Source organism: Vreelandella titanicae BH1, from assembly GCF_000336575.1.
Taxonomy (GTDB): Bacteria; Pseudomonadota; Gammaproteobacteria; order Pseudomonadales; family Halomonadaceae; genus Vreelandella; species Vreelandella titanicae.
The window spans coordinates 286,984-307,667 of sequence record NZ_AOPO01000001.1 but is presented as its reverse complement, the minus strand read 5'-3'; the positions used below and the strand labels follow the sequence as shown (position 1 = coordinate 307,667).

The window sequence follows — 20,684 nt, the reverse complement described above, 5'->3', positions numbered from 1 at the left end:
CGCTTGGTGTGCCCAAAGGCGAGCACGAGCGCTCTCAGCTAACACTTCCCGGTACGTTACAGCTGTGCTTTCGCCTGGGGAGTTAGGAGACTTTATGGATCACGCAAGCTTTGCCGAAATTTGCCTCCATCAGCTAAAAATGTCCGGCGTACATGAAGGCGAAAAACTCGTCGTACTGACCCAGGGCAGCGAACGCCTTGATTATGCGGATGCCTTTATGGCGGCGGGGCAGCGTTTAGGCGCCAATATGTACCACATGCGGTTACCCGCGCCGTTACCTACCGGTGGCTGGGCCGTGGGAGCAACGGGGCTTGCAAGCATGCCCGATGCGGTGGAAGCGCTTAAAAACTGCGACATGTTGATCGATTGTATTTTCCTGCTGTTCTCTCCCGAACAAATGGCGATCCAAGCCGCGGGCACGCGCATATTGACGGCGGTTGAACCGCCAGAACTGCTGGCCAGAATGTTGCCCACCAAGGAGCTAAGGGAAAAGGTCGAACTGGCCGCCGCGCTGCTGGAAAAAGCCAAAGTGATGCGCATCACCTCGCCCCACGGCACGGATGTCACCTACCAACTGAATACTTATGAGACGGTTGCTGAATATGCCTGTACCGACGAACCTGGGCGTTGGGATCACTGGCCCTCTGGCTTTGTGTTCACCGGCGGTGATGACGATGGCGTTGATGGCACCATTGTGGTGGCGCCGGGCGATATTCTGCTACCCCAGAACATGTATGTCAGAGAACCCATTACCTACACCATTGAAAAGGGCTGGATTACCGATATACGTGGTGGGCTTGATGCGGAGCTAGTGAAATCCTATATGGATAGCTTTAATGACCCGCGCGGCATGGGCATGAGCCACGTAGGCTGGGGCATGAACCCTAATGCCAAGTGGCACCGCATGGTCCCGGGGGAGTTCCCAGGCGGCATGGGGATGGAACCGCGCAGCTTCTATGGCAACGTGATGTTCTCCACCGGCCCGAACAGCGAACTGGGTGGGTCTAACGATACTGCCTGCCATCTGGATATTCCCATGCGCAACTGCTCGCTCTTCCTGGACGATGAGCCCATCGTCATTGATGGCGATATCGTCGTTAAAGAGCTGCAGATGGCTAGAAACTAACGCGCTTGAGACAAGAGATACTGATAAAGCCCCTGGTTCGGGGCTTTTTTTAATTTAGCGCCAAACCGTTAGCTGATGTCGGTAATCATCTTGCGCCTGGCTGGCGCTAACGGGCGTTAGCCAAACCTGGGTGCCGGGCAAACACTGGGCCAGCGTAGCGCAGGCGATGGGGGTGAGAGCGCCTAGGCGCGGGTAGCCGCCAATGGTTTGGCGGTCGTTCATCAGCACGATAGGCTGGCCGTCCGGCGGTACTTGAACTGCTCCCAGCGGAATGCCTTCGGAAATAATGCCCTTGAGTGAGCCGTGTAGGGCTGGGCCGGTGAGGCGTACGCCCATCCGGTCGGCGCGATTATCCACTGTCCAGGGTTGGTTGAACGCCTGGAAAAGTGCATGGCCACTGAAGGAGGCGATTTGCGAGCCGAGCACGATGGGTAAGCGGCAGCCAGACGCAGGCATGCGCGGGCCCTGGCTTTCAGGAATGCGCCGCACTGCCGGAGCGGTGCCTTTCCAGGTTAACCGGTCGCCCACGTTTATCGGTTTGCCATCTTCATGTAAGCCCCCCAATTGCTCGCGGGCAGTGCAGGCGCGGCTGCCCAGCACTTCTGGCGCATTTAGCCCGCCGGGAAAGGCGAGATAGGCGCGCAAACCCTGGCGCGGTTGGCGAAATACCAGGCGCTGGCCCGGCAGTAGCTTGAAACTGGTATTGGGTGCAAGCGGTTTGCCATCCAACTGGGCGTCTAGATCGGCGCCGGTCAACGCCAGACGCACTTCGCGTTCGGTTTCAAAGCTCAAGCCGCCGCCCATGACGATTTCCAGCGCAGCGCTGTTTAAAGCGTTGCCCAGCAGCCAGTTAGCCCAGCGAAAAGAGATCCAGTCGGCAGCGCCGCCCTGAGTAACGCCTAAGTGGCCGACGCCAAATCGTCCGGCATCTTGAATCAGCGTTAGTGGTCCCGCTTGCTTAACCACCAGCCCCTTGTGTGCTTCATTCATGGGCGCTCCTCCATGGGCGTGGTATCGCCACCATCTGCTTCAAACTCTTCCCGGGAGATCGCTCTAAAGCGCACCTTGTCGCCGGGGCGAAACAGTGGATCGCCACGTTTGGCATGCTCGAATAGCGGCACGTTGGTGCGCCCTAGAATATTCCAGCCGCCCGGCGAGAGCAGTGGGTAGATCGCGGTTTGACGATCGGCAATCCCCACGCTACCTGCTGCGACTTTACGGCGCGGCGTTTTCAAGCGCGGCGTAGCGAGAGATTCGTCTACCAAACCCATAAAACCGTAGCCGGGGGCAAACCCCAGCGCGAACACGCAGTAGTCGTGGTTGCAGTGCTGCGCTATCAAGTCATCAATGCTTAAGCCTGCGCGTTTGGCGACCATGGGTAACTCGGGGCCCACGCTTTCGTTGTACCACACCGGGATATCGTGCAGCTCACCGGCTTGAGTATCCACAGGGGTAAGACCAGAAAGCGCCTTGTGAATAAGTTGAATCGCCTCGCTATGGGTTAACTGCTGGCAGTCGTAATGCAGCAACAGCGTGGTGTAAGAGGGCACTAGATCAATTAACGCTGAACCAAAGGTGCTACGCAACTTTTGGTCGGCAGCGATGACCCAGGCCATATTGGCCTCATCGATGGTGTCGAACAATCGCACCATCAGGGCGTCCATGGCAGCGGTTTCAACACGCATTTCAATACGTCTTTCAGCTCTTCTTTCAGTTCTTTTTTCAGTAATGGGATTCACGCCTGCTCCAACGCCTGAAAGGCCTCGCGAATAGCGCGCACGGCGGCCACTGACTCGGGGTTATCGCCGTGAACGCAGAGCGTATCGCAGGCTAGGTGCAGCGGTGTTCCATCAAGCGCGGTGAGCGGCTCGCCTTTGGCCAGCATTACCGCTTGATTGACGATAGTGTTTTGGTCGTGGTGCACAGCGTTAGGCAGGCGACGTGAGGCCAAGTGGCCGTTGCCATCATAAGCGCGGTCGGCAAAGGTCTCGAACCAGAGGGTAATGCCTATTTGGGCGGCCAGCTCGCGATGTGGTTCGGGGTCGGCGGTGGACATAATCATTAACGGCAGGCTGGCATCATAAGCACGTACTGCGCGCATGACGCCTTCGAGCAGCGCCGGGTTGGCGGCCATATCGTTGTACAGCGCACCATGAGGTTTGATGTAGCTCAGTTGGGTGCCTTCCGCTTGGCAGATGCCCGCCAAAGCCCCCACTTGGTAGAGCACCATATCTTCCGCTTCTTCCGGCGAGCAGGCCATTGAGCGGCGACCAAAGCCCATCAAATCCGGATAACCCGGGTGCGCGCCAATGCGGACGCCATTTTGAACCGCTAGTTTGACGGTGCGGCGCATGACATGGGGGTCGGAGGCATGGAAGCCGCAGGCGATGTTGGCGCAGTCGACGAAAGGCATCGCATCGGCATCCAGGCCGAGGTGCCAGTTGCCGAAACTTTCGCCCATATCGCAATTAAGCAGGGGGATGGCCATAGCGACTCCTATGTCGATGCAGTGGGTGCGCTTGATTGGTTAGCGCTGAATTGTAGTCCACCACCAATATATGAACATGGCTTGCCCAGTGCCAATCGTTTTTGACGATACTAACTATCGGGTGCTTCTATCATATTGTTATTTATTGGAAAAAGGGTTGACGCTTGGGCACGATACGCTTATCACATTAGGAGCGGGGCGTGATAATAACGTTGGTGAGATAGCGCTGCTGGGAGTGGCCTTAAAGTTGCATAGTGGTCTTGAAGTTGCGTAGTGGTGGTCAAGTTGCGTAGCTATCAGGTCGTCATGAGCCGTAGCACTCCGCCGGTCTCTTTGCGTATCAGCACAGCAGTGTTTTTACTCCAGTAAGTCATATTTGTAGGCGAGTCACTATGCTCGATTTTAAAGAACTTGAGGCGTTCGTATGGGCAGTGAGGCTCGGCTCCTTCCGTAAGGCGGCGACCCGCCTGCACCTTACTCAGCCCTCTGTTTCTGAGCGTATTTCACGCTTGGAAACCACGGTAGGAGAGTTGCTGCTGGAGCGTGCCGCCAGGCCTATTCAGCCTACTATGCGGGGCCGCGAGTTCTTTGTGCACGCTGAGCGGATGCTGCACCAGCGTGATGAAGCGATGAAGCTTTTCGATGACGAAGAGGCGTTTTCTGCACCATTGCGGCTCGGCACGATTGAAACCATCGCCCATAGCTGGTTTCCCGAATTTATGCGCCGTTTAACCGAGCGGTATCCGCGTTTGACCATTGAACTGACGGTCGATTACTCGCCGGTGCTCAATGAGCGGCTACTGGGCAACGAACTGGATATTGTATTGGCGATGAATGGCTATTCACCGCAAAAGCAGATCGAGTACGAGTCCTTGAGCCCTTATGAAATGGGCATGTTTGTCTCTCCGCGGCACGTCAAGCAACTGGGCGAAAGTGCCGACACTTGGGGCAAGCAGTTGCCGTTTATTTCATTTGGTAAGCAGGCTCGTCCCTATGCAGAGTTAGTGAGTTATTTGGCAGAGCAGGGAATCGCTAATCCTCGTATCCATAGCGTCAGCACACTAATGACCATTGTACGAATGACCACCGAAGGGTTGGGGATTGGCGCGCTGCCTGTCGCCACTGTGCTGGATGAGTGGCAGCGAGGGGAGCTCTACCGTCTCTCGCTACCGGTGCCGTTACCGGCCATGCACTATGATGTGATATGGCGCAACGCTAACCACCCGCGCTTTTGTCGTGGCGTTGCCCGATTGGCTCAGCAGTGTGCCTGCAGCTATGCTCAGGCGCGCCGTGCCGATATGACAACAACACTTTTCTCCGGGCGCTGGGTTACTGCCAGTGCCTCCTCTGGTACCACCGAAGCAACACACTATTAGCACCATACTATTAATAGAAATAAGAGGGTTCTTATGATGCGCAAGACAATAACGACTTCATTGCTCCTGGCGACCGCCTGCGGTTTAACGGTGACGGCTCATGCCGCGGAATGGACCATGGCCACGCCTTACGGTGATGCCAGCTTTCATACCCAAAACAACAAGCAGTTCGCTGAGGACGTGGCCGAAGCTACCGATGGCGAGTTAACCATTACCGTACATAGCGGCGGCTCGTTGGTATCGCATGGTGAAATCAAGCCGTCGGTTCGCCGTGGCACGATTGATGCGGGTGAAGTATTCCTCTCCGTTCTTTCCAACGATGATCCCATTTTCGAAGTGGATACACTGCCTGGTGTGGCCGGCAGCTATGACGACGCCTACGCGCTGTGGGAAGCCACCAAGCCGATGATCACCGAGCTGTTTGCCTATGAAGGGTTGATTCCGCTCTACGCCGTCGCTTGGCCTGCGCAAGGTATCTATACCTCTGAACCTCTTACTGACCCTGAGCAGTTTGAAGGCTTGCGCGTTCGTGCACCTAACATCAATACCCAGCGCTTTGTCGATAACCTTGGCGGTAGCCCCACCGAGACCGAAGAGTCTGATATACCCACTGCGTTTAGCACTGGCCGGGTGGATGCCATGATCACCTCAAGCTCTACCGGTAACTCCATGGCGGCGTGGGATTACGTGACTGATTACACCGACGCTAACCTATGGCTGCCAAAAAATATCGTCTTCATTAGCCAACGTAGTTTTGATGGCCTGGATGAAGCGACTCAGGACGCTCTGATGGAAGCCGCCGCTGAGGCTGAAAAACGTGGTTGGGAGATGAGCCGCGAAGATAATCAGGCGAGCTTAGAAGCTCTGCAAGAGAACGGTATCTCTGTTTCAGAGCCTAACGAAGCTGTTTCAGAGGCACTCCAGGCAGCCGGTGACAAACTGTTTGAAGATTGGCAGTCGCGTGCTGACGACGAAGCCAAACAGGCACTGGAATCCTATCGCGAGCAGCGCGACAGCTAAGCGCTATTTAGCCTAAACACGGTTTAAGCTAAATACTTTTTAACTAGGCTCTATCGTGATGGTTTCCGCAGGGGCGGTGATTTTGGCGCTGCCCCTGCTTTTGCTACGCGCTTTTCCTAAGTACGTTTTATAAGTACGTTTTCCCGCGTGCTTCGTGAGGCTGCGAACATGACGTTTAAATTCGACAAGCTCTATCGCCTGGGTGCTTGGGGTGCGGCGGCCTGCATGGTTGCCATTTGCACGCTGATAGCGCTTCAGGTGACCTTCCGCCTGGTAGACGCCCTGCTGGTGCTCGTGGGGCTGAGCCGCCTGGGCATCAGTATTACCGGCGTTTCGGAAATCGCTTCTTATCTATTGGTGGGGGCGACCTTTCTGGGGTTGGCATACACCTTTGTGCATCACGCCCATATTCGTGTGACGCTGTTGATTACCCGGCTACCACCGGCAATTCGTGTGTGGTTTGAAGTGTTTTGCCTCATCATCGCCCTGGCGATCAGCTTAATGCTCAGTTACGGCCTCATTGGGTTGGCGAGGGAGAGCGTGCAATACAACGATGTCTCTTCAGGCTTTGTGTCGATTCCGCTCTGGATCCCCCAGCTTGTGCTCGCGACCAGCGTAGGGCTGCTCTGTTTGGCGCTGGCTGAAGCCCTGTTTATGGCGCTACGGATTGCCATTCGCGATCCTGCGAGTTTTCGTGAAGCGACTGCCCCAGATGAAAGCGAGGGCCACTAAATGGTGACGATAGCTATGTCTTGGTTGAGTACGTCGTCTGTGTTGAGTACGCAGCGGTTAACGGGACCACTGTTAACACTGCTTCTGCCGTTTAAATTGGAGAGATCCTTGTGCTGCTACTAAGTCTCGCCACCATTTTCACCCTCGTGGTTCTGCTAGGGAGCGGGGTGTGGATCGCCTTTGCGCTAATCGGCACTGCCTGGATAGCGCTAGAGTTCTTCAGCTCTTTCTCGCCGGGCGCTATTTTAGCCTCCGATTTTTGGGGCGCCAGCTACGGTTGGGATCTCACCGCGCTACCGATGTTTATCTGGATGGGGGAAATTCTGTTTCGCTCTGGGCTTGCGGACAATATGTTTCGTGGCCTGTCGCCCTGGCTGAACCGCCTGCCGGGACGTTTACTGCATACCAATATTATTGGTAGCGGCATGTTTGCGGCGGTGTGCGGCTCTTCGGCGGCCACCTGTGCCACGGTGGGTAAAATGACCCTGCCAGAGCTCGAGCGGCGGGGTTACGACAGCAATATGGCGATTGGCACCTTGGCCAGCGCCTCCACTTTGGGACTTTTGATTCCACCCTCCATTGTGCTCATCGTTTACGGTGTGGTCACCGAACAGTCGATCTCCAGGCTGTTTATGGCCGGTATTGGCCCGGGACTGATGATCCTGGCCATGTTTATGAGCTACCTCATTTTGTGGGCGTTGCTCAAGGGCAACCGTGAAGGGCTTACCGGCGAAGATGAATCCGGTATGAGCTTTGCTGAAAAGCTGCGCAATACCTGGTCGCTGGTACCTATTCTGCTGTTGATCGGCGGGATTATCTTTTCGATCTATGGCGGGTTAGCGTCGCCTACTGAGGCCGCGGCAGTCGGTGTGGTATTGTCAATCGTGATTGCGCGCTTTAACGGTCACTTTGATCGCGACATTTTTAAAAGCTCGCTGTTTGCCGCCGTGCGTACCGCCTGCATGATCGCTTTTATTATTGCCGGTGCGTCGTTTTTAACCTCGGCCATGGGCTTTACCCAGGTGCCCATGAAGCTGGCGCAGGCGATTGGTGAGATGGGGCTTTCACCTACCATGCTGCTGATTGCGCTTACCTTGCTGCTGCTGGTGATGGGCTGTTTTCTCGACGGTATCTCGCTGATCCTGCTAGTCACCGCGATTATCATGCCGCTGGTGAGCGCCGCTGGGTTCGACCTGATCTGGTTCGGTATTTATCTGGTCGTGGTGGTCGAGATGTCCCAGATTACCCCACCGGTGGGCTTCAACCTGTTCGTGATTCAGGGGCTAACCGGTAAAGATATTCTGACCATTACCAAAGCCACGCTGCCGTTCTTTCTTCTCATGCTGTTGGCGATTGCCTTAATGCACATCTTTCCGGGTATCGCTCTCTATCTACCTGAGGCAATGACTCGGTGAGGTGCTTATAAAAGAAAGACGGTTAAGCATGAAGTAGAGAAAACGCCCTGGCCGGAACGCCTGATGGCATGCATGTTCTGGCCAGAGGTTTAAGATTTAGCGCGGGATTGGGGGTTAAGTTTTTTGAAAGCAATGTTTTTGTTGAATCCATCCGGGTCGCTGTACCCTTTACGCAACATCGTTAATGCTTTGTGTTGGGCTTCTCTACGGCTATTGAGTATAAGCGTATGATTTAGCAAGAGCTGCTGAGCATTTTCAAGCAGCTCTTTGGGATCAATAGCCGCGGGGGTGTCAATCATCAGCGTTTTAGCGATCAACTCCATTTTGGGCTGAACTTCTTGTAGAACGCTTTTAAATGAGAGAGAGGGCACATCCGCTGTCGTGCTTATATCGGCTATCAGGGCGGCCAGCTGTTCTTCAGGAGCTTTTGATAGGCAGGCATCCGCCGTGGGGCCGGATAGACGAACACACATATCCATTAAGCTATCGCTTTGATAGCAGGCGTGACTAAAACGTATGGTGTTGACCATCGCCGATGGGAGCCCCCATTTGGCTGCCAGCCATGCCCCAATAACGGTGTGGTCACCACCAAAGTAACGCTGCTCCTCCTCAATAAGCTGGGTATGGGAGATAGCACTATCACTATAGAGTTCGTCTGCTTGCTCGGGGTAAGTCGCACTCAGTGCCAATATGCCAATATCCTGTAGCAGCGCTGCTGTAAACGCATTACCTGCCTGTTTAGGGCACGCTTGTTCAGCAAGTTGGCGCGCTATCAGCGCAGACATGATAGACCGTCGCCAAATATGAGTATGCTGCGGCCCTTTACTGGGGTGCTGAAAAAGGTTAAAGCTCAACACGACCGTTAACGTTGCATCTAGCCCTAGTCGCTGGATAGCCTCCAGGCATGTTTGTGTCGGATTGGCGGAGCGGGTGTGGTGGACGCTATTGGCGAGAGATATTAACCGAGTGGTCAATGCTGGATCGTGTTCAATGGTGTCTGCAACATCGTTGATAGTCGCTTTTGACGATTGCGTTAATCTGAGGATGCGTAATGCGATTGAGGGAAGCGAAGGTAAGCGTTGGCACTTGAGGAAATCGCTGATCAGAAAACCAGGCAGTGCTTCAGTTAGCATTCCATACAGTGCTTCATCCTTGGTCGATGTATTAGTCACGTTATCTCCTGCGCACTTTGTAGCGTAGCCGCCAGCCATTATGAGGCGATACCTAATTTTACCATATATCCAGCTACTGTTGACGTTGTTATAGTTGGAAAAGAGCGGTTTGTGCTTTGTAGGCCGCTATATATACTTTATGAGGTTAGTGGCAGGCGCCCAAGCCGCTTCAGAATTAAAAAAAGTGAGTGCAACAATGCACACAAAGAACGACGCGGCCGATATATTCCGCCAATTGGCAGAAGGCGTAGGGCACAGTGGGAGCCCGCGTTTTTATGCAACGTTGGTGGAACGTTTAGCGACGATACTAGGCGTTGATCATGTGTTAGTCGCCGATGTAACTCAATTGCATCGGGCTGAGACGTTGGCCGTTTGGTCAAATGGCAACTTGCTGAGCAATGTTACTTACACGCTGACCGGTACCCCTTGCGAGACTGTGTTAGGACGCGAAATCTGCCTTTATGACCATGATGTTCAGTCACGCTTTCCTGACGATAAACTGCTTTGTGAACTGGGTGCCGAGAGTTATTTGGGGCGGGCGCTCTATGCGGCGGATGGTTCGCTAGTTGGTTTGTTAGCGGTACTCAAAAACGCCCCCATGCAGTTGGACGATCTAGCCAATGAGATATTGCAAATCGCCGCCGCCCAGGCGGGTGCAGAGCTGTGCCGACAAAAAGCAGAGCAGGCATTAAGAAAGAGCGAAGAGGTCGCGCGGGAAAGTGAACGCCGTTTGGATACGCTGCTCAACCATCTGCCGGGCATGGCCTATCGCTGCCTGAATGACCGCAATTGGACTATGCAACTGGTGAGCCAAGGGGCCGAAACGCTGACCGGGTACCGGCCTGACGAATTACAGGGTAATCGGCTGATCAGTTTTGCTGCCCTGATTCATCCTGATGACCAGGACAAGGTCTTCCATGAGGTACAGTCGGCCATTGCCAACAGATGCCCTTACCGTGTGATCTACCAGCTGCGCCATCGCGACGGTGGTTATCGGTGGATGTGGGAGCAAGGCCAGGCCGTCATAGATGAGGCGGGCGAAATCGTATGCTTGGAAGGGTTTATCTCGGATGTGACCGACCAGCAAGAGTCGCAGCGGGTGCAAAACGCTGTGGTTCAAGTGGCTTCTACGGTCACGACCCAAGTCGGGGATGGTTATTTTCAGCAGTTGATTGTGACCTTGGTCAAGGTGCTGGAAGCCGATGCAGGCTTTATTGCGTTGCTGCATACTTCACCCCAGGGCGATGAAAATGTCTATGGGCAGGCGACGACTGTCAGCATGGTGGTTGATGGGGCTCAGCGAGAACAGCACACCTTTGCGCTGCGAGGCTCGCCCAGCGAGCAGGTAGTGTTGGAGCGTGAAGCAGTCATGCATGATGGTTCGCCGCTGTTATTACCAGGCACACTGCTACCCACAAGAGCATGGATTGGGCGGCGTTTGGATAATGCCAACGGCGAGGCCATTGGCGTGATGATGGTATTTTATCGACAGCCGCTGACCACCAATGCGTTCGCCACCTCTGTGCTGCAAATTCTTTCGACCGGTGCTGCAGCAGAGCTTGAGCGTCGGCGCGACCATCGGCACATGCACCAGTTAGCCTATACCGACAGTACCACCGGTTTACCTAACCGCGTCCGTTTTATGGAGTTGCTAGCGCAAATGTGGCAAGAAGCCCAGCAAGGCGAGCATGGGCTTTCACTGCTGTTATTGGATATCCGCCGTTTTAAAGAGGTCAACGACCTGCACGGTCACCAAGTGGGCGATCAACTGCTGGTGACAGTGGCTGATCGTTTAGCGAAGATCAGCCACTCATACGGCTCGTTGGCGCGTTTGTCAGGGGATGAATTTGCCCTGCTGGTGGCCGATACCACCCCTCGTGACATTGGCAGCCTTGTGGAGCAGCTACGCTTAGTGGTTAAGCCGCCGCTTCATCTGGAGCGGCGTGTTTTTCACCTCGATGTCAGCATCGGTTTTGCTCATTATCCGCAGCATGTGAGCGAGGCGGGCGAACTATTTAACGCTGCCAGCATTGCTCTCCACCACGCCAAGCGGCGCGAAAATAGTATCTGCCCCTACTCCCAAACGATGCGCCACGCGCTACATCGACGCCAACAGATGACCGAGCGACTCAGCGCGGCAATTACTGAACACAAGTTAGAACTCTACTTTCAGCCCCAGGTGAACCTTACCAGTGGTCAGTTGACCGGTGCAGAAGCCCTGTGCCGCTGGCACGATGCCGAGTGGGGTTGGGTGAGCCCCGGCGAGTTTATTCCCCTGGCCGAAGAGCGCGGTTTGATTCGTGCCTTGGGAGACTGGGTGCTGGAAGAGTCCGCAAGGCAGCTACTGGCATGGCGTGAACAGCCTGAGGGTGGGCTGCCAGGGAGGCTATCGATCAATATTTCCGCCCAACAGTTTGCCGATCCTGAGCTGACCCACCACATTGCGCAACTCACCGCCGGCGTTTCGTCGAGCGCTATCGCCCTGGAGCTCACTGAAAGTGATTTTATGCGCGACCCAGATCAGGCCGTTGAGATCACCCACGCCATGCGACAAGCGGGCTATGCTCTCTCTATCGATGATTTCGGCACCGGCTATTCTTCGCTTTCCTACCTACGGCGCTTCGCTGCCGACGCACTGAAAATTGATATTTCCTTTGTGCGTGAAATGCTCGAAAACAAAAATGACCGCACCATTGTTCAGGCCATCATCGCCATGGCAAAAGCGCTAGAGATGAAAACCGTGGCGGAAGGCGTTGAAACGCGCGACCAAGCGAATTTGCTTGCCGCAATGGGTTGCAATGAGGCACAAGGGTACTGGTTTGGCCGCCCGCTGCCTGCCGATGAGTTTGCGACGCAGTGGTTAACTACTTAGACTTCTAGTTTGCTCATCGTCGTCTTCTATTAGCGTCATCGTCCTGTCATCACCTTTGGCATACCCTACGCGCCGCCAACCCGCGATGAAAGGAGTGCTCCCATGCGCCTGGCCCTGTTTGATCTTGACGACACCCTCCTGGACGGAGACTGCAGCGACCGCTGGAATTTATGGATGATAGAGCAAGGCTGGATCAGCGATGCCGAAGCGTTTATGGCGCGGGCGGAGAAAATGCACCAGGCCTATCACGCGGGGAAGCTAAAGCTTGAAGAGTATTTGGCCATGACCCTAGCACCGCTGCGAGGGCGCAGAGTGAGAGATGTGCAAAAAGAGGTCGAGCGCTTTGTTGCCACGCACCTGCAACCGCGTATTTTTGAACAAGCTTGGGCCTGTCTGGAAGCGCACCGCCAGGCAGGCGATACCCTGGTACTGATTTCCGCCTCGTCACGGCATCTGGTCGAGCCGATAGCGACCACTCTGGGTATTGAACACGTGCTGGCGGTAGAGCTAAGCGTGGAGCACGGCGTCAATGAAGACGCGCGCTATACCGGCGGCAGCGAGGGTATTTTTTCTTATCGTGGCGGTAAGGTGCTGCGCTTAAAACAGTGGTTGGCCGAGCAGCAGTTCACCCCTAGCCACACTACTTTCTACTCAGACTCCCGCAACGATTTACCGTTACTGCAATATGTCGATTGCCCCGTGGCAGTTAACCCAGACCCGGTACTGGCCGAGGTGGCTAGCGTTGAAGGTTGGCGGCGCTTAGACTGGCGGACGCCCTCAAGCGCTTCGTCGCCTAATGCTCTGCCAGGAAAATCGGCGCATGTCTGATGCCTACTATTTACAGTTAACCGAACAGCTTCGCACGTTAATCGATCAAAATGCCGCCCTGTGGGAAGGCAAGCTTCCCGCCGAGCGGTCATTGGCCGAGCGCTTTGCCACCACCCGCGTGACCCTGCGCCAAGCGCTTTCTCAGCTAGAAGGGGAGGGGCTGATACACCGCAGCAATCGACGCGGCTGGTTTATTTCTCCCGCCCGTTTGGTTTACGACCCCACCCGTGACGCGGGTTTTAACGACTATGTGCGCGCCCAGGGGCGGCAGCCACGCACGGCCGTTTTGAAGCTGGAAAGCCGCGCTCACCCGCCCGCGGCTCGGGCGCTGGGGCTGCCGGATGACCAGCCGTTTCAGCATATTCGCCGCCGCCGCTACGTGGATGACCGCGCGGTGCTGGTGGAGTCGCTGTGGGTAGTACCCGAGCGTGCCCCAGAGTTGCTAGATATCTATAGTGGGCAATCGCTTTGGGGGCTGTTGCGAGAGCGCTGGGGGCACTACCTGGCCAATCGCTCTATTCGCATGGTCTCAGAAGCGCTTTCGCCAATGGATGCCGAAGAGCTATTCGTTGCACCCGGCACTGCCGGGTTAAATATTAACCGTGCCATTTTAGACGACCAGCAGCGCCCTATTGAGTTTGATGAAGAGCACTGGCTGCACGATTCGCTGTGTATCAGCGTGGAGCTATCCGGTCAGCGCTAGCGGAAACGACCTAGCCGCGGTCATCACCAGTTAAAAAAACGGTCAAACAAGCGTCATCGCAGTGTCATTTAAAGCCTGCAGACTTCTGGTCTATACCAATCAGCCGGGAGACTATCATGATGATGCCACGCCGTTTATTCCCTTCAACGTTGTTAGCAGGTGCTGCTGTTGCGCTTGCTTCCAACGCCCAAGCAACTGAATTAACGGTGTATACCGCCGTTGAGTCGGACGACCTGCAAAAATATGCTGAACGCTTCAACGCGGCCCACCCGGATATCGAGATTAACTGGGTGCGCGACTCCACCGGCGTGATTACCGCCCGCCTGCTGGCCGAGAAAGACAATCCCCAGGCTGACGTGATCTGGGGCCTGGCCGCTACCAGCCTGCTGGTGTTGGAAGAGGAGGGCATGCTGGAGCGCTACGCTCCCGCTGGCGTTGAGAATCTCGACCCCAAATTTGTCGATGTGGCCTATCGTGATGGTGAAGACCCGGCTTGGGTGGGTATGGACGCCTGGGTCGCTGCTATTTGCTACAACACCATTGAGGGCGAGCGCCAGGGCGTGCCGATGCCGACCTCTTGGGAAGACCTTACCCAGCCTGAGTTTGAAGGCCATGTGATCATGCCTAACCCCAACTCGTCGGGTACCGGCTACCTGGATGTAGCCAGCTGGCTGCAGCTATGGGAAGAGGATCAGGGTTGGGATTATATGGATCGCCTACATAACAACATTGCCCGTTACACCCATTCGGGCTCCGCCCCTTGTAGCCTGGCGGCTACCGGTGAAACCGTAGTGGGTGTGTCATTTGCCTTCCGCGGTGCGCGCTTGAAATCCCAGGGTGCGCCTATTGAAGTTATCTTCCCTGAAGAAGGGCTGGGCTGGGATATGGAAGCCGCCGCTATTGTGGCCGGTACCGACAAGCAGGAAGCCGCGCAAACGCTGATGGATTGGGCAATCTCCCGTGAAGCCAACGAACTGTATAACGAAGGCTATGCGGTGGTGGCTTACCCAGGTGTGGCACAGCCGATTGAAAACTACCCTTCCGATATTACTGATCGAATGATCGACGCCGATTTCCAGTGGGCTGCCGTCAATCGTGAACGCGTGCTAGCCGAATGGCAGCGTCGCTACGATGGTAAAACCGAACAATAAGCCGCGATCAGTTGCCCCGGCCGGTTTGCCGGGGCTTGGAGAGGTTATGCACACGACAATGACATCGCTGCTGGCGGCCGACACACCAACGGTGATGACTCCCACTACTCCCCATTTAACCATTGAAGCAGTCACTAAGCGTTTTGGTAGTTTTACCGCGCTGGATGGTATTTCCCTAACCATAAACGAGGGCGAATTTGTCTGCTTTTTGGGCCCCTCCGGATGCGGCAAAACCACCCTGTTACGCACGATTGCAGGGCTGACCCAGCAAACGACGGGCACGCTTATTCAGCGTGACAAGGATATCTCCACGCTGCCCACCCAGGCGCGGGATTTCGGCATTGTGTTCCAGTCCTATGCGCTGTTTCCCAACCTCACGGTGTTCAACAACGTGGCCTATGGGTTGCGCAACCGGCGGGTAGAGCGGTCACGCATCCAAGCACGGGTGGGTGAGCTGCTCGCGCTGGTGAACTTGACGGGCAGCGAAAACAAGTACCCGGCGGCGCTTTCCGGCGGGCAGCAACAGCGCGTGGCGCTGGCGCGGGCATTGGCCACCGAGCCTGGCCTGCTGCTGCTGGACGAGCCGCTTTCGGCGTTGGACGCCCGGGTGCGGGGCCACCTGCGCAGCCAGATTAAAGCCCTGCAGGCGCGCCTCGGGGTGACCACCATCATGGTGACCCACGACCAGGAAGAGGCGCTGACCATGGCCGACCGCATCGTGGTGATGAACCACGGCGTGATCGAGCAAGTGGGTACCCCGGCGGAGATCTACCATCAGCCTGCCAGCGCCTTTGTGGCCTCGTTTATCGGCAGCATGAACTTCCTGGAAGTGACCGCTCAGGGCGATAACCAAGCGCTGCTGGGTACCATGCCCTGCGCCTGCCTATCGCATACCTTAAAAGTGGGTCAAGCCGCCCAACTGGCTATTCGGCCCGAAGCAGTGGCACTTAGCCGTCAAGCGGGAGCGCTGAACGGTGAGGTGATCGGCATCGAGTTTTTAGGTCCCTTTCAGAGGGTCACTTTGCGCCTAACGGACGTTGACCAAACGCTAATTGCCGATGTGCCTAGCCGCGATAGTACCGACTTAAACCTTTACCAGGGGCAGGTTCTAGGCATTCACCTGCCCGCCGAAGCCGCCCGTCTTTATCCCGCCGGGAGCAGCCAGCAATGATCGCCGAGAGCTTTGTAAAATCGGCGACCAAGCCGTCGCTAGAGTCGCTGAACCGCTTGTTGGCGTTACTCGCTGGCGTTGCATTGCTGGTGGTGGGGCTGCTGTTCCCACTCGTGACCATGCTGATCAAGAGCCTGCAAGACCGCGCCGGCGACTTTATCGGCCTGGCTAACTTCGCGCACTATTTTCAAACCCCGGCGCTGGTCAATTCGATTGCCAACTCGTTGCGGGTGGCGTTGATGACCACCGGTGTGGTGGTCGGATTAGCGTTTCTATGCGCCTACGGGATTACCCGTACCTGCATGCCGGGCAAGCGGCTGTTTCGCATGTTGGCGATTCTGCCCATTTTGGCGCCATCGCTGCTGCCCGCGATTAGCCTGGTCTATCTGTTTGGCAATCAGGGATTTCTGCGCGATTTACTGGCCGGCCAATCGGTTTATGGACCCATCGGCATTGTCATGGGCATGAGTTTCTGGATATTTCCCCACGCGCTAATGCTGCTGACCACCGCGCTGACCAACAGCGACGCGCGGCTCTACGAAGCGGCTGAAGCGCTGGGAACCCCTAAGTGGCGTACATTTTTGACTATTACCTTGCCCGGCGTGCGCTACGGGCTGATTTCCTGCCTGTTTGTGGTGTTTACCCTGGCGATTACTGACTTCGGCGTGCCTAAAATTATCGGTGGTCAGTTCAGCGTATTGGCCACCGACGTCTACCGCCAAGTGGTAGGGCAGCAGAACTTTCAGATGGGCGCGGTAGTCAGCGTGATTCTGCTGCTGCCCGCGGTGCTCTCGTTTATCGTTGACCGCTGGATACAGCGGCGCCAAGTGGCGCAACTCTCGGCACGGGCCGTGCCGTGGCAGCCTAGCCCCAGCCCGCTGCGGGATTGGATATTTACACTGCTGTGCTACGCGGTGGCGGGGGCCATTGTGCTGGTGATCGGCACAGCGGTGTATGCGTCGCTGGTGCAGTTCTGGCCCTACAACTTATCGATAACCTTTGAGCATTATACCTTCCAAGGCATGGCCGATGGTGGTTGGGGGGCGTGGTTTAACTCGCTCAAGTTAGCGTTTAGCGTGGCCTTGGTGGGCACGTTAGTGATCTTCTTTAACGCCTGGCTAATCGAAAAGAGTGAAGGCTTTCGCCCGCTGCGCCAAGGGCTGCACTTTATGGCCATGCTGCCCATGGCGGTGCCTGGCATGGTGCTGGGGCTTGCCTATATCTTCTTTTTCAATCAGGCGGGCAACCCGTTTAACTGGCTGTACGGCACTTTGACGATTCTGGTGCTCAACACGTTGGTGCACTTTTATACGGTGTGTCACCTCACCTCGGTAACCGCGCTTAAACAGCTCGACCCTGAGTTTGAAGCCGTCGGGGCCTCACTGAAAGTACCGTTTTGGACAACCTTCTGCCGGGTAACGCTGCCGGTGTCGCTGCCCGCGGTACTGGATATATCGGTTTACCTGTTCGTCAATGCGATGACCACGGTATCGGCAGTTGTGTTCCTCTATAACAGTGACACGCGGCTGGCCTCGGTGGCGGTGCTGCACCTGGATGAAGCGGGCTACTTCGCCAGCGCTGCGGCTATGGCGGTGCTGATTTTCCTTACCTCGCTGGTGGTGAAGCTGCTCCACACCGCACTCACCCATGTTTTATTAAATAACGCCCAGCGCTGGCGCCATGCGTGCTAGCTGACACCTAGACAGCCGCTGTGCTTACTATTAAAGTGTTTTAAAAATCTGGTATATACCAAAATGACCGATAACGTGATCAAGGACATAAAAGACCCCTATTTACTAACCCCCGGGCCGCTGACTACTTCCCATGCGACCAAAGCCGCCATGCTGCGTGATTGGGGCTCCTGGGATGACGACTTTAACCAAGTGACTGCCGGCATTCGCACCCAGCTGCTTGCCATGGCCGAGGCAGCAAGCGACGAGTACGCCTGCGTGCCTATGCAGGGCAGCGGCACCTTTGCTGTTGAGAGTGCGCTGGCTTGCGCCACTGATCCCAACGGTAAAGTACTGGTGCTGATGAATGGTGCTTACGGCAAGCGAGCTGGCCAACTGCTGGATACCATAGGGCGCGTCTATATCACCTTGGATAAAGGCGACTATCTGCCACCCCAGCCCAATGAGGTGGCGGCGCTGCTGGAGCAATATCCTGATATTACAGCGGTATTTTTAGTGCACTGTGAAACCAGCTCGGGCATTTTGAACCCGTTAGAGGCGATTGCAGAGGTGGTGAACGCTCATGGTAAAACGCTCATCGTCGATGCGATGAGTTCCTTTGGCGGCGTACCCATCAGCCTCGCGAAAACACCCATCGATGTGCTGGTTTCCTCTGCCAACAAGTGCATCGAGGGCGTGCCTGGATTTGGTTTTGTGATTATTCGCAAAGCGCTGCTTGAAGCAGGCAAGGGGCGCGCCCACTCACTGAGCCTGGATCTGCACGACCAGTGGTCGTATATGGAACGCACTGGTCAGTGGCGCTTTACGCCGCCCACTCACACCGTGGTGGCCTTTCAGGCCGCACTTGCCCAGCACCGGGAAGAAGGCGGTGTGCCAGGGCGCTGCGCGCGCTATACCCGCAATCGTGATGCGCTGGTAAAAGGCATGCGAGCGCTAGGCTTCAGCACGCTGTTAGAAGACGAATGGCTATCGCCGATCATCACTACCTTCTTAAGCCCAACCGATCCAGCGTTTGAGTTTAACGCTTTCTACGCGGCGCTAAAGGCGCGCGGGTTTTTGATCTATCCCGGCAAGTTGACTGAAGTGGAGAGTTTTCGTATCGGCTGCATTGGTCAGCTAGGCACCACGGTGATCGCGGAACTGCTAAGCGCCATTCAAAACACACTTGCCGAGATGGGCGTTAGCCTTTTTCCAGGCCTATCTTCACAATCAGGGAGCGCCTAATGCAGTATCAATCTCCCCAATGCTTGCAAGCGGTTATCTGTGACTGGGCAGGCACGCTGGTCGACTTTGGCTCCTTTGCGCCTACCCAGATCTTCGTCGAAGCGTTTGCTGAGCTGGGCGTGGCGATTAGCCTGGAAGAAGCTCGCGGCCCCATGGGTATGGGTAAGTGGGATCATATTCGCACGCTGTGCAACCATCCGGACATCGCCGAACGCTTTGTTCAGGCGGTAGGCCACGCGCCTTCTGATGACGATGTAACGGCGCTTTATGAGCGCTTTATGCCGCTGCAGATTGCCAAAATTGCCGACCACTCGGCGGTGATTCCCGGCGCGCTCGACACCTTAACTACGCTGCGCGCCCAGGGGCTGAAAATCGGTTCCTGCTCTGGCTACCCGGCGGTGGTGATGGAAAAAGTCGTCGCTTTGGCTGCGGATAACGGCCTGCAAGTTGATCACGTAGTGGCGACGGATGAGGTGCCCAATGGCCGTCCGTATCCTGCTCAGGCGCTGGCCAATGTGATCGCGTTAGGCATCAGCGATGTGGCAGCGTGTATTAAAGTGGACGACACCACGCCGGGCATTCTTGAAGGGCGCAGCGCGGGGATGTGGACGGTGGCGCTTACCTGCTCGGGCAATGCGCTGGGGCTAACCTATGCGCAATATCAAGCGTTGAGTGATGCCGAGCGCCACGCCGCCCACGAGCGGGTGGCCGCGCAATTTGCCCCCTCAGCACCACACTACTGCATTGAGACCATTGCCGAGCTACCTAGCGTGGTCGATGCCATCAATACACGTCTTCAACAGGGAGAGCGTCCTTGAGTCCAGCCGCGTTTGCTCTGGTGCTGGTCTCGGTATGCATGCACGCCGGATGGAACGTGTTGGGCAAACGCAATGCGCCGTCGTTAGCTTCTTTTACCCTGGCTTACGGCGCGGGTGGGGCGGTGATGCTGCCGCTGGTGTTGCTTGGGCCGTCACTCACTGCATTACCAAGTGCATTCTGGGGCTGGTTGGCGCTTTCGGGATTATGCCAAATGCTCTACATGGGCGGGTTAGCCTGGGCCTACGCGAGAGGGGACGTTAGCGTACTCTACCCCATCGCCCGTGCATTGCCGGTGATAATGGTGCCGCTGGTATCCATTGTGCTGTTGGGTAGTCGGGTGCTGGATCGCTGGGACGGCCTTGGCATGGTGCTAGTCGTGGCAGGCGCGCTCTGCCTGCCGCTTAGCCATCCGCAGGCGCGCAGGGTATCCACCTATCTCACCCCGGCCATGGGGTTTGCGCTACTAGCGGCAGCAGGCACCGTTGGCTACTCGCTGATCGACAAGCAGGCCCTCGGGCTAATGCAGGGGGCAGGGCACAGCGGGTTAACCGCCGGGGCGGTGTTTATGGTGCTGCAAGCGCTGATGACACTAACCTGGTCGGTACCGCTACTGGCATTGCTACCGGCAGAGCGCCGCCGCCTGCCTGCACTCCGCCAGCAGGGGCTGACCATGCTGGTCGTTACCGGGCTGATGATGACCTGCACTTACGGTCTAGTATTAATCGCCATGGCGCTTACCAAAGAGGTGAGTTATGTGGTGGCACTGCGCCAGCTCTCCATTCCGGTGGGCGTGCTAATGGGTGTGCTGTGGCTGAAGGAGCCCGCATCCAGGGCAAAAGCTGTCGGCACTCTGGTGATGTTGGCGGGGCTGGTGCTGGTGGCGCTTTAGACAATTA

18 protein-coding genes are annotated in these 20,684 nt (G+C 56.2%); 14 read left to right on the top strand and 4 right to left on the bottom strand.

The annotated features are described in order from the left end of the window. Nucleotides 1-94: 94 nt before the first annotated feature. On the top strand, nucleotides 95-1,126 hold the full coding sequence (locus HALTITAN_RS01300) for a 2,5-dihydroxypyridine 5,6-dioxygenase NicX family protein (RefSeq protein WP_039857426.1): 1,032 nt from the start codon (nucleotides 95-97) through the stop codon (nucleotides 1,124-1,126). 54 nt (nucleotides 1,127-1,180) lie between these two features. Here HALTITAN_RS01300 and HALTITAN_RS01295 read toward each other — a convergent pair whose 3' ends face one another. From HALTITAN_RS01295 to HALTITAN_RS01285, 3 genes are read right to left on the bottom strand one after another with little or no spacing between them, the layout of a single operon-like run. Then, complete coding sequence (locus HALTITAN_RS01295; RefSeq protein ID WP_009286015.1) at nucleotides 1,181-2,116, bottom strand: 5-oxoprolinase subunit C family protein; 936 nt, start codon at nucleotides 2,114-2,116, stop codon at nucleotides 1,181-1,183. Continuing rightward, on the bottom strand, nucleotides 2,113-2,817 hold the full coding sequence (pxpB, locus tag HALTITAN_RS01290) for a 5-oxoprolinase subunit PxpB (protein ID WP_039857937.1): 705 nt from the start codon (nucleotides 2,815-2,817) through the stop codon (nucleotides 2,113-2,115). Before pxpB ends, HALTITAN_RS01295 begins: the two co-directional genes overlap by 4 nt. A 44-nt stretch (nucleotides 2,818-2,861) precedes the next feature. Beyond that, nucleotides 2,862-3,614, bottom strand: a complete 753-nt coding sequence (locus HALTITAN_RS01285) for a 5-oxoprolinase subunit PxpA (protein WP_009286013.1) — start codon at nucleotides 3,612-3,614, stop codon at nucleotides 2,862-2,864. A gap of 392 nt (nucleotides 3,615-4,006) precedes the next feature. Here HALTITAN_RS01285 and HALTITAN_RS01280 point away from each other — a divergent pair, with 392 nt between their 5' ends. The 4 genes from HALTITAN_RS01280 (at nucleotide 4,007) to HALTITAN_RS01265 (ending at nucleotide 8,157) form a co-directional block, all read left to right on the top strand. Beyond that, complete coding sequence (locus HALTITAN_RS01280) at nucleotides 4,007-4,990, top strand: LysR family transcriptional regulator (protein WP_009286012.1); 984 nt, start codon at nucleotides 4,007-4,009, stop codon at nucleotides 4,988-4,990. A 36-nt stretch (nucleotides 4,991-5,026) separates the two neighbouring features. Continuing rightward, nucleotides 5,027-6,010 carry a TRAP transporter substrate-binding protein gene (locus tag HALTITAN_RS01275; protein WP_027957166.1) on the top strand — a complete coding sequence of 328 codons (984 nt, stop codon included), beginning with the start codon at nucleotides 5,027-5,029 and terminating at the stop codon, nucleotides 6,008-6,010. A gap of 168 nt (nucleotides 6,011-6,178) precedes the next feature. After that, nucleotides 6,179-6,742 (top strand): TRAP transporter small permease, encoded by a 564-nt coding sequence (locus tag HALTITAN_RS01270; protein ID WP_027957165.1) that lies wholly within the window; start codon nucleotides 6,179-6,181, stop codon nucleotides 6,740-6,742. A 110-nt stretch (nucleotides 6,743-6,852) separates the two neighbouring features. Beyond that, nucleotides 6,853-8,157, top strand: coding sequence for a TRAP transporter large permease (locus HALTITAN_RS01265; RefSeq protein ID WP_009286009.1), 1,305 nt, complete (start codon nucleotides 6,853-6,855; stop codon nucleotides 8,155-8,157). 89 nt (nucleotides 8,158-8,246) lie between these two features. On the opposite strand, the gene HALTITAN_RS01260 is transcribed toward HALTITAN_RS01265, so the two are convergent. Beyond that, nucleotides 8,247-9,329, bottom strand: a complete 1,083-nt coding sequence (locus HALTITAN_RS01260; protein WP_230804376.1) for an HDOD domain-containing protein — start codon at nucleotides 9,327-9,329, stop codon at nucleotides 8,247-8,249. A gap of 196 nt (nucleotides 9,330-9,525) precedes the next feature. Here HALTITAN_RS01260 and HALTITAN_RS01255 point away from each other — a divergent pair, with 196 nt between their 5' ends. The 9 genes from HALTITAN_RS01255 to HALTITAN_RS01215 all read left to right on the top strand — a co-directional run bounded on the left by HALTITAN_RS01255 (nucleotide 9,526) and on the right by HALTITAN_RS01215 (nucleotide 20,677). Further along, the gene (locus HALTITAN_RS01255; RefSeq protein ID WP_039857934.1) at nucleotides 9,526-12,201 is read left to right on the top strand and encodes a bifunctional diguanylate cyclase/phosphodiesterase; all 2,676 of its coding nucleotides are present in this window, start codon (nucleotides 9,526-9,528) and stop codon (nucleotides 12,199-12,201) included. A gap of 102 nt (nucleotides 12,202-12,303) precedes the next feature. After that, nucleotides 12,304-13,029 carry an HAD family hydrolase gene (locus HALTITAN_RS01250; protein ID WP_009286006.1) on the top strand — a complete coding sequence of 242 codons (726 nt, stop codon included), beginning with the start codon at nucleotides 12,304-12,306 and terminating at the stop codon, nucleotides 13,027-13,029. Beyond that, nucleotides 13,022-13,732, top strand: coding sequence for a UTRA domain-containing protein (locus tag HALTITAN_RS01245; protein WP_050712999.1), 711 nt, complete (start codon nucleotides 13,022-13,024; stop codon nucleotides 13,730-13,732). The genes HALTITAN_RS01250 and HALTITAN_RS01245 overlap by 8 nt, the downstream gene beginning before the upstream one ends. A gap of 116 nt (nucleotides 13,733-13,848) precedes the next feature. Next, complete coding sequence (locus tag HALTITAN_RS01240; protein WP_009286004.1) at nucleotides 13,849-14,883, top strand: putative 2-aminoethylphosphonate ABC transporter substrate-binding protein; 1,035 nt, start codon at nucleotides 13,849-13,851, stop codon at nucleotides 14,881-14,883. 46 nt (nucleotides 14,884-14,929) lie between these two features. Next, entirely contained in the window at nucleotides 14,930-16,054 is a 1,125-nt protein-coding gene (locus HALTITAN_RS01235) for a putative 2-aminoethylphosphonate ABC transporter ATP-binding protein (protein ID WP_081742640.1), read from the top strand. Then, nucleotides 16,051-17,745, top strand: a complete 1,695-nt coding sequence (locus HALTITAN_RS01230) for a putative 2-aminoethylphosphonate ABC transporter permease subunit (protein ID WP_009286002.1) — start codon at nucleotides 16,051-16,053, stop codon at nucleotides 17,743-17,745. The genes HALTITAN_RS01235 and HALTITAN_RS01230 overlap by 4 nt, the downstream gene beginning before the upstream one ends. Before the next feature lie 63 nt (nucleotides 17,746-17,808). Then, complete coding sequence (locus HALTITAN_RS01225; protein ID WP_009286001.1) at nucleotides 17,809-18,969, top strand: 2-aminoethylphosphonate--pyruvate transaminase; 1,161 nt, start codon at nucleotides 17,809-17,811, stop codon at nucleotides 18,967-18,969. Next, a complete protein-coding gene (gene phnX, locus HALTITAN_RS01220) occupies nucleotides 18,969-19,787 on the top strand; it encodes a phosphonoacetaldehyde hydrolase (RefSeq protein ID WP_009286000.1) in 819 nt (272 codons plus the stop codon). The genes HALTITAN_RS01225 and phnX overlap by 1 nt, the downstream gene beginning before the upstream one ends. After that, nucleotides 19,784-20,677 carry an EamA family transporter gene (locus HALTITAN_RS01215; RefSeq protein WP_009285999.1) on the top strand — a complete coding sequence of 298 codons (894 nt, stop codon included), beginning with the start codon at nucleotides 19,784-19,786 and terminating at the stop codon, nucleotides 20,675-20,677. The genes phnX and HALTITAN_RS01215 overlap by 4 nt, the downstream gene beginning before the upstream one ends. Nucleotides 20,678-20,684 lie beyond the last annotated feature (7 nt).

Excerpts from the sequence above, each read along its gene's own strand:
- HALTITAN_RS01300 (WP_039857426.1), top strand. The coding sequence starts at position 95 with ATGGATCACGCAAGCTTTGCCGAAATTTGCCTCCATCAGCTAAAAATG.
- HALTITAN_RS01295 (WP_009286015.1), bottom strand. The coding sequence starts at position 2,116 with ATGAATGAAGCACACAAGGGGCTGGTGGTTAAGCAAGCGGGACCACTA.
- HALTITAN_RS01285 (WP_009286013.1), bottom strand. The coding sequence starts at position 3,614 with ATGGCCATCCCCCTGCTTAATTGCGATATGGGCGAAAGTTTCGGCAAC.
- HALTITAN_RS01280 (WP_009286012.1), top strand. The coding sequence starts at position 4,007 with ATGCTCGATTTTAAAGAACTTGAGGCGTTCGTATGGGCAGTGAGGCTC.
- HALTITAN_RS01275 (WP_027957166.1), top strand. The coding sequence starts at position 5,027 with ATGCGCAAGACAATAACGACTTCATTGCTCCTGGCGACCGCCTGCGGT.
- HALTITAN_RS01270 (WP_027957165.1), top strand. The coding sequence starts at position 6,179 with ATGACGTTTAAATTCGACAAGCTCTATCGCCTGGGTGCTTGGGGTGCG.
- HALTITAN_RS01255 (WP_039857934.1), top strand. The coding sequence starts at position 9,526 with ATGCACACAAAGAACGACGCGGCCGATATATTCCGCCAATTGGCAGAA.
- HALTITAN_RS01250 (WP_009286006.1), top strand. The coding sequence starts at position 12,304 with ATGCGCCTGGCCCTGTTTGATCTTGACGACACCCTCCTGGACGGAGAC.
- HALTITAN_RS01245 (WP_050712999.1), top strand. The coding sequence starts at position 13,022 with ATGTCTGATGCCTACTATTTACAGTTAACCGAACAGCTTCGCACGTTA.
- HALTITAN_RS01240 (WP_009286004.1), top strand. The coding sequence starts at position 13,849 with ATGATGATGCCACGCCGTTTATTCCCTTCAACGTTGTTAGCAGGTGCT.
- HALTITAN_RS01235 (WP_081742640.1), top strand. The coding sequence starts at position 14,930 with ATGCACACGACAATGACATCGCTGCTGGCGGCCGACACACCAACGGTG.
- HALTITAN_RS01230 (WP_009286002.1), top strand. The coding sequence starts at position 16,051 with ATGATCGCCGAGAGCTTTGTAAAATCGGCGACCAAGCCGTCGCTAGAG.
- HALTITAN_RS01225 (WP_009286001.1), top strand. The coding sequence starts at position 17,809 with ATGACCGATAACGTGATCAAGGACATAAAAGACCCCTATTTACTAACC.
- phnX (WP_009286000.1), top strand. The coding sequence starts at position 18,969 with ATGCAGTATCAATCTCCCCAATGCTTGCAAGCGGTTATCTGTGACTGG.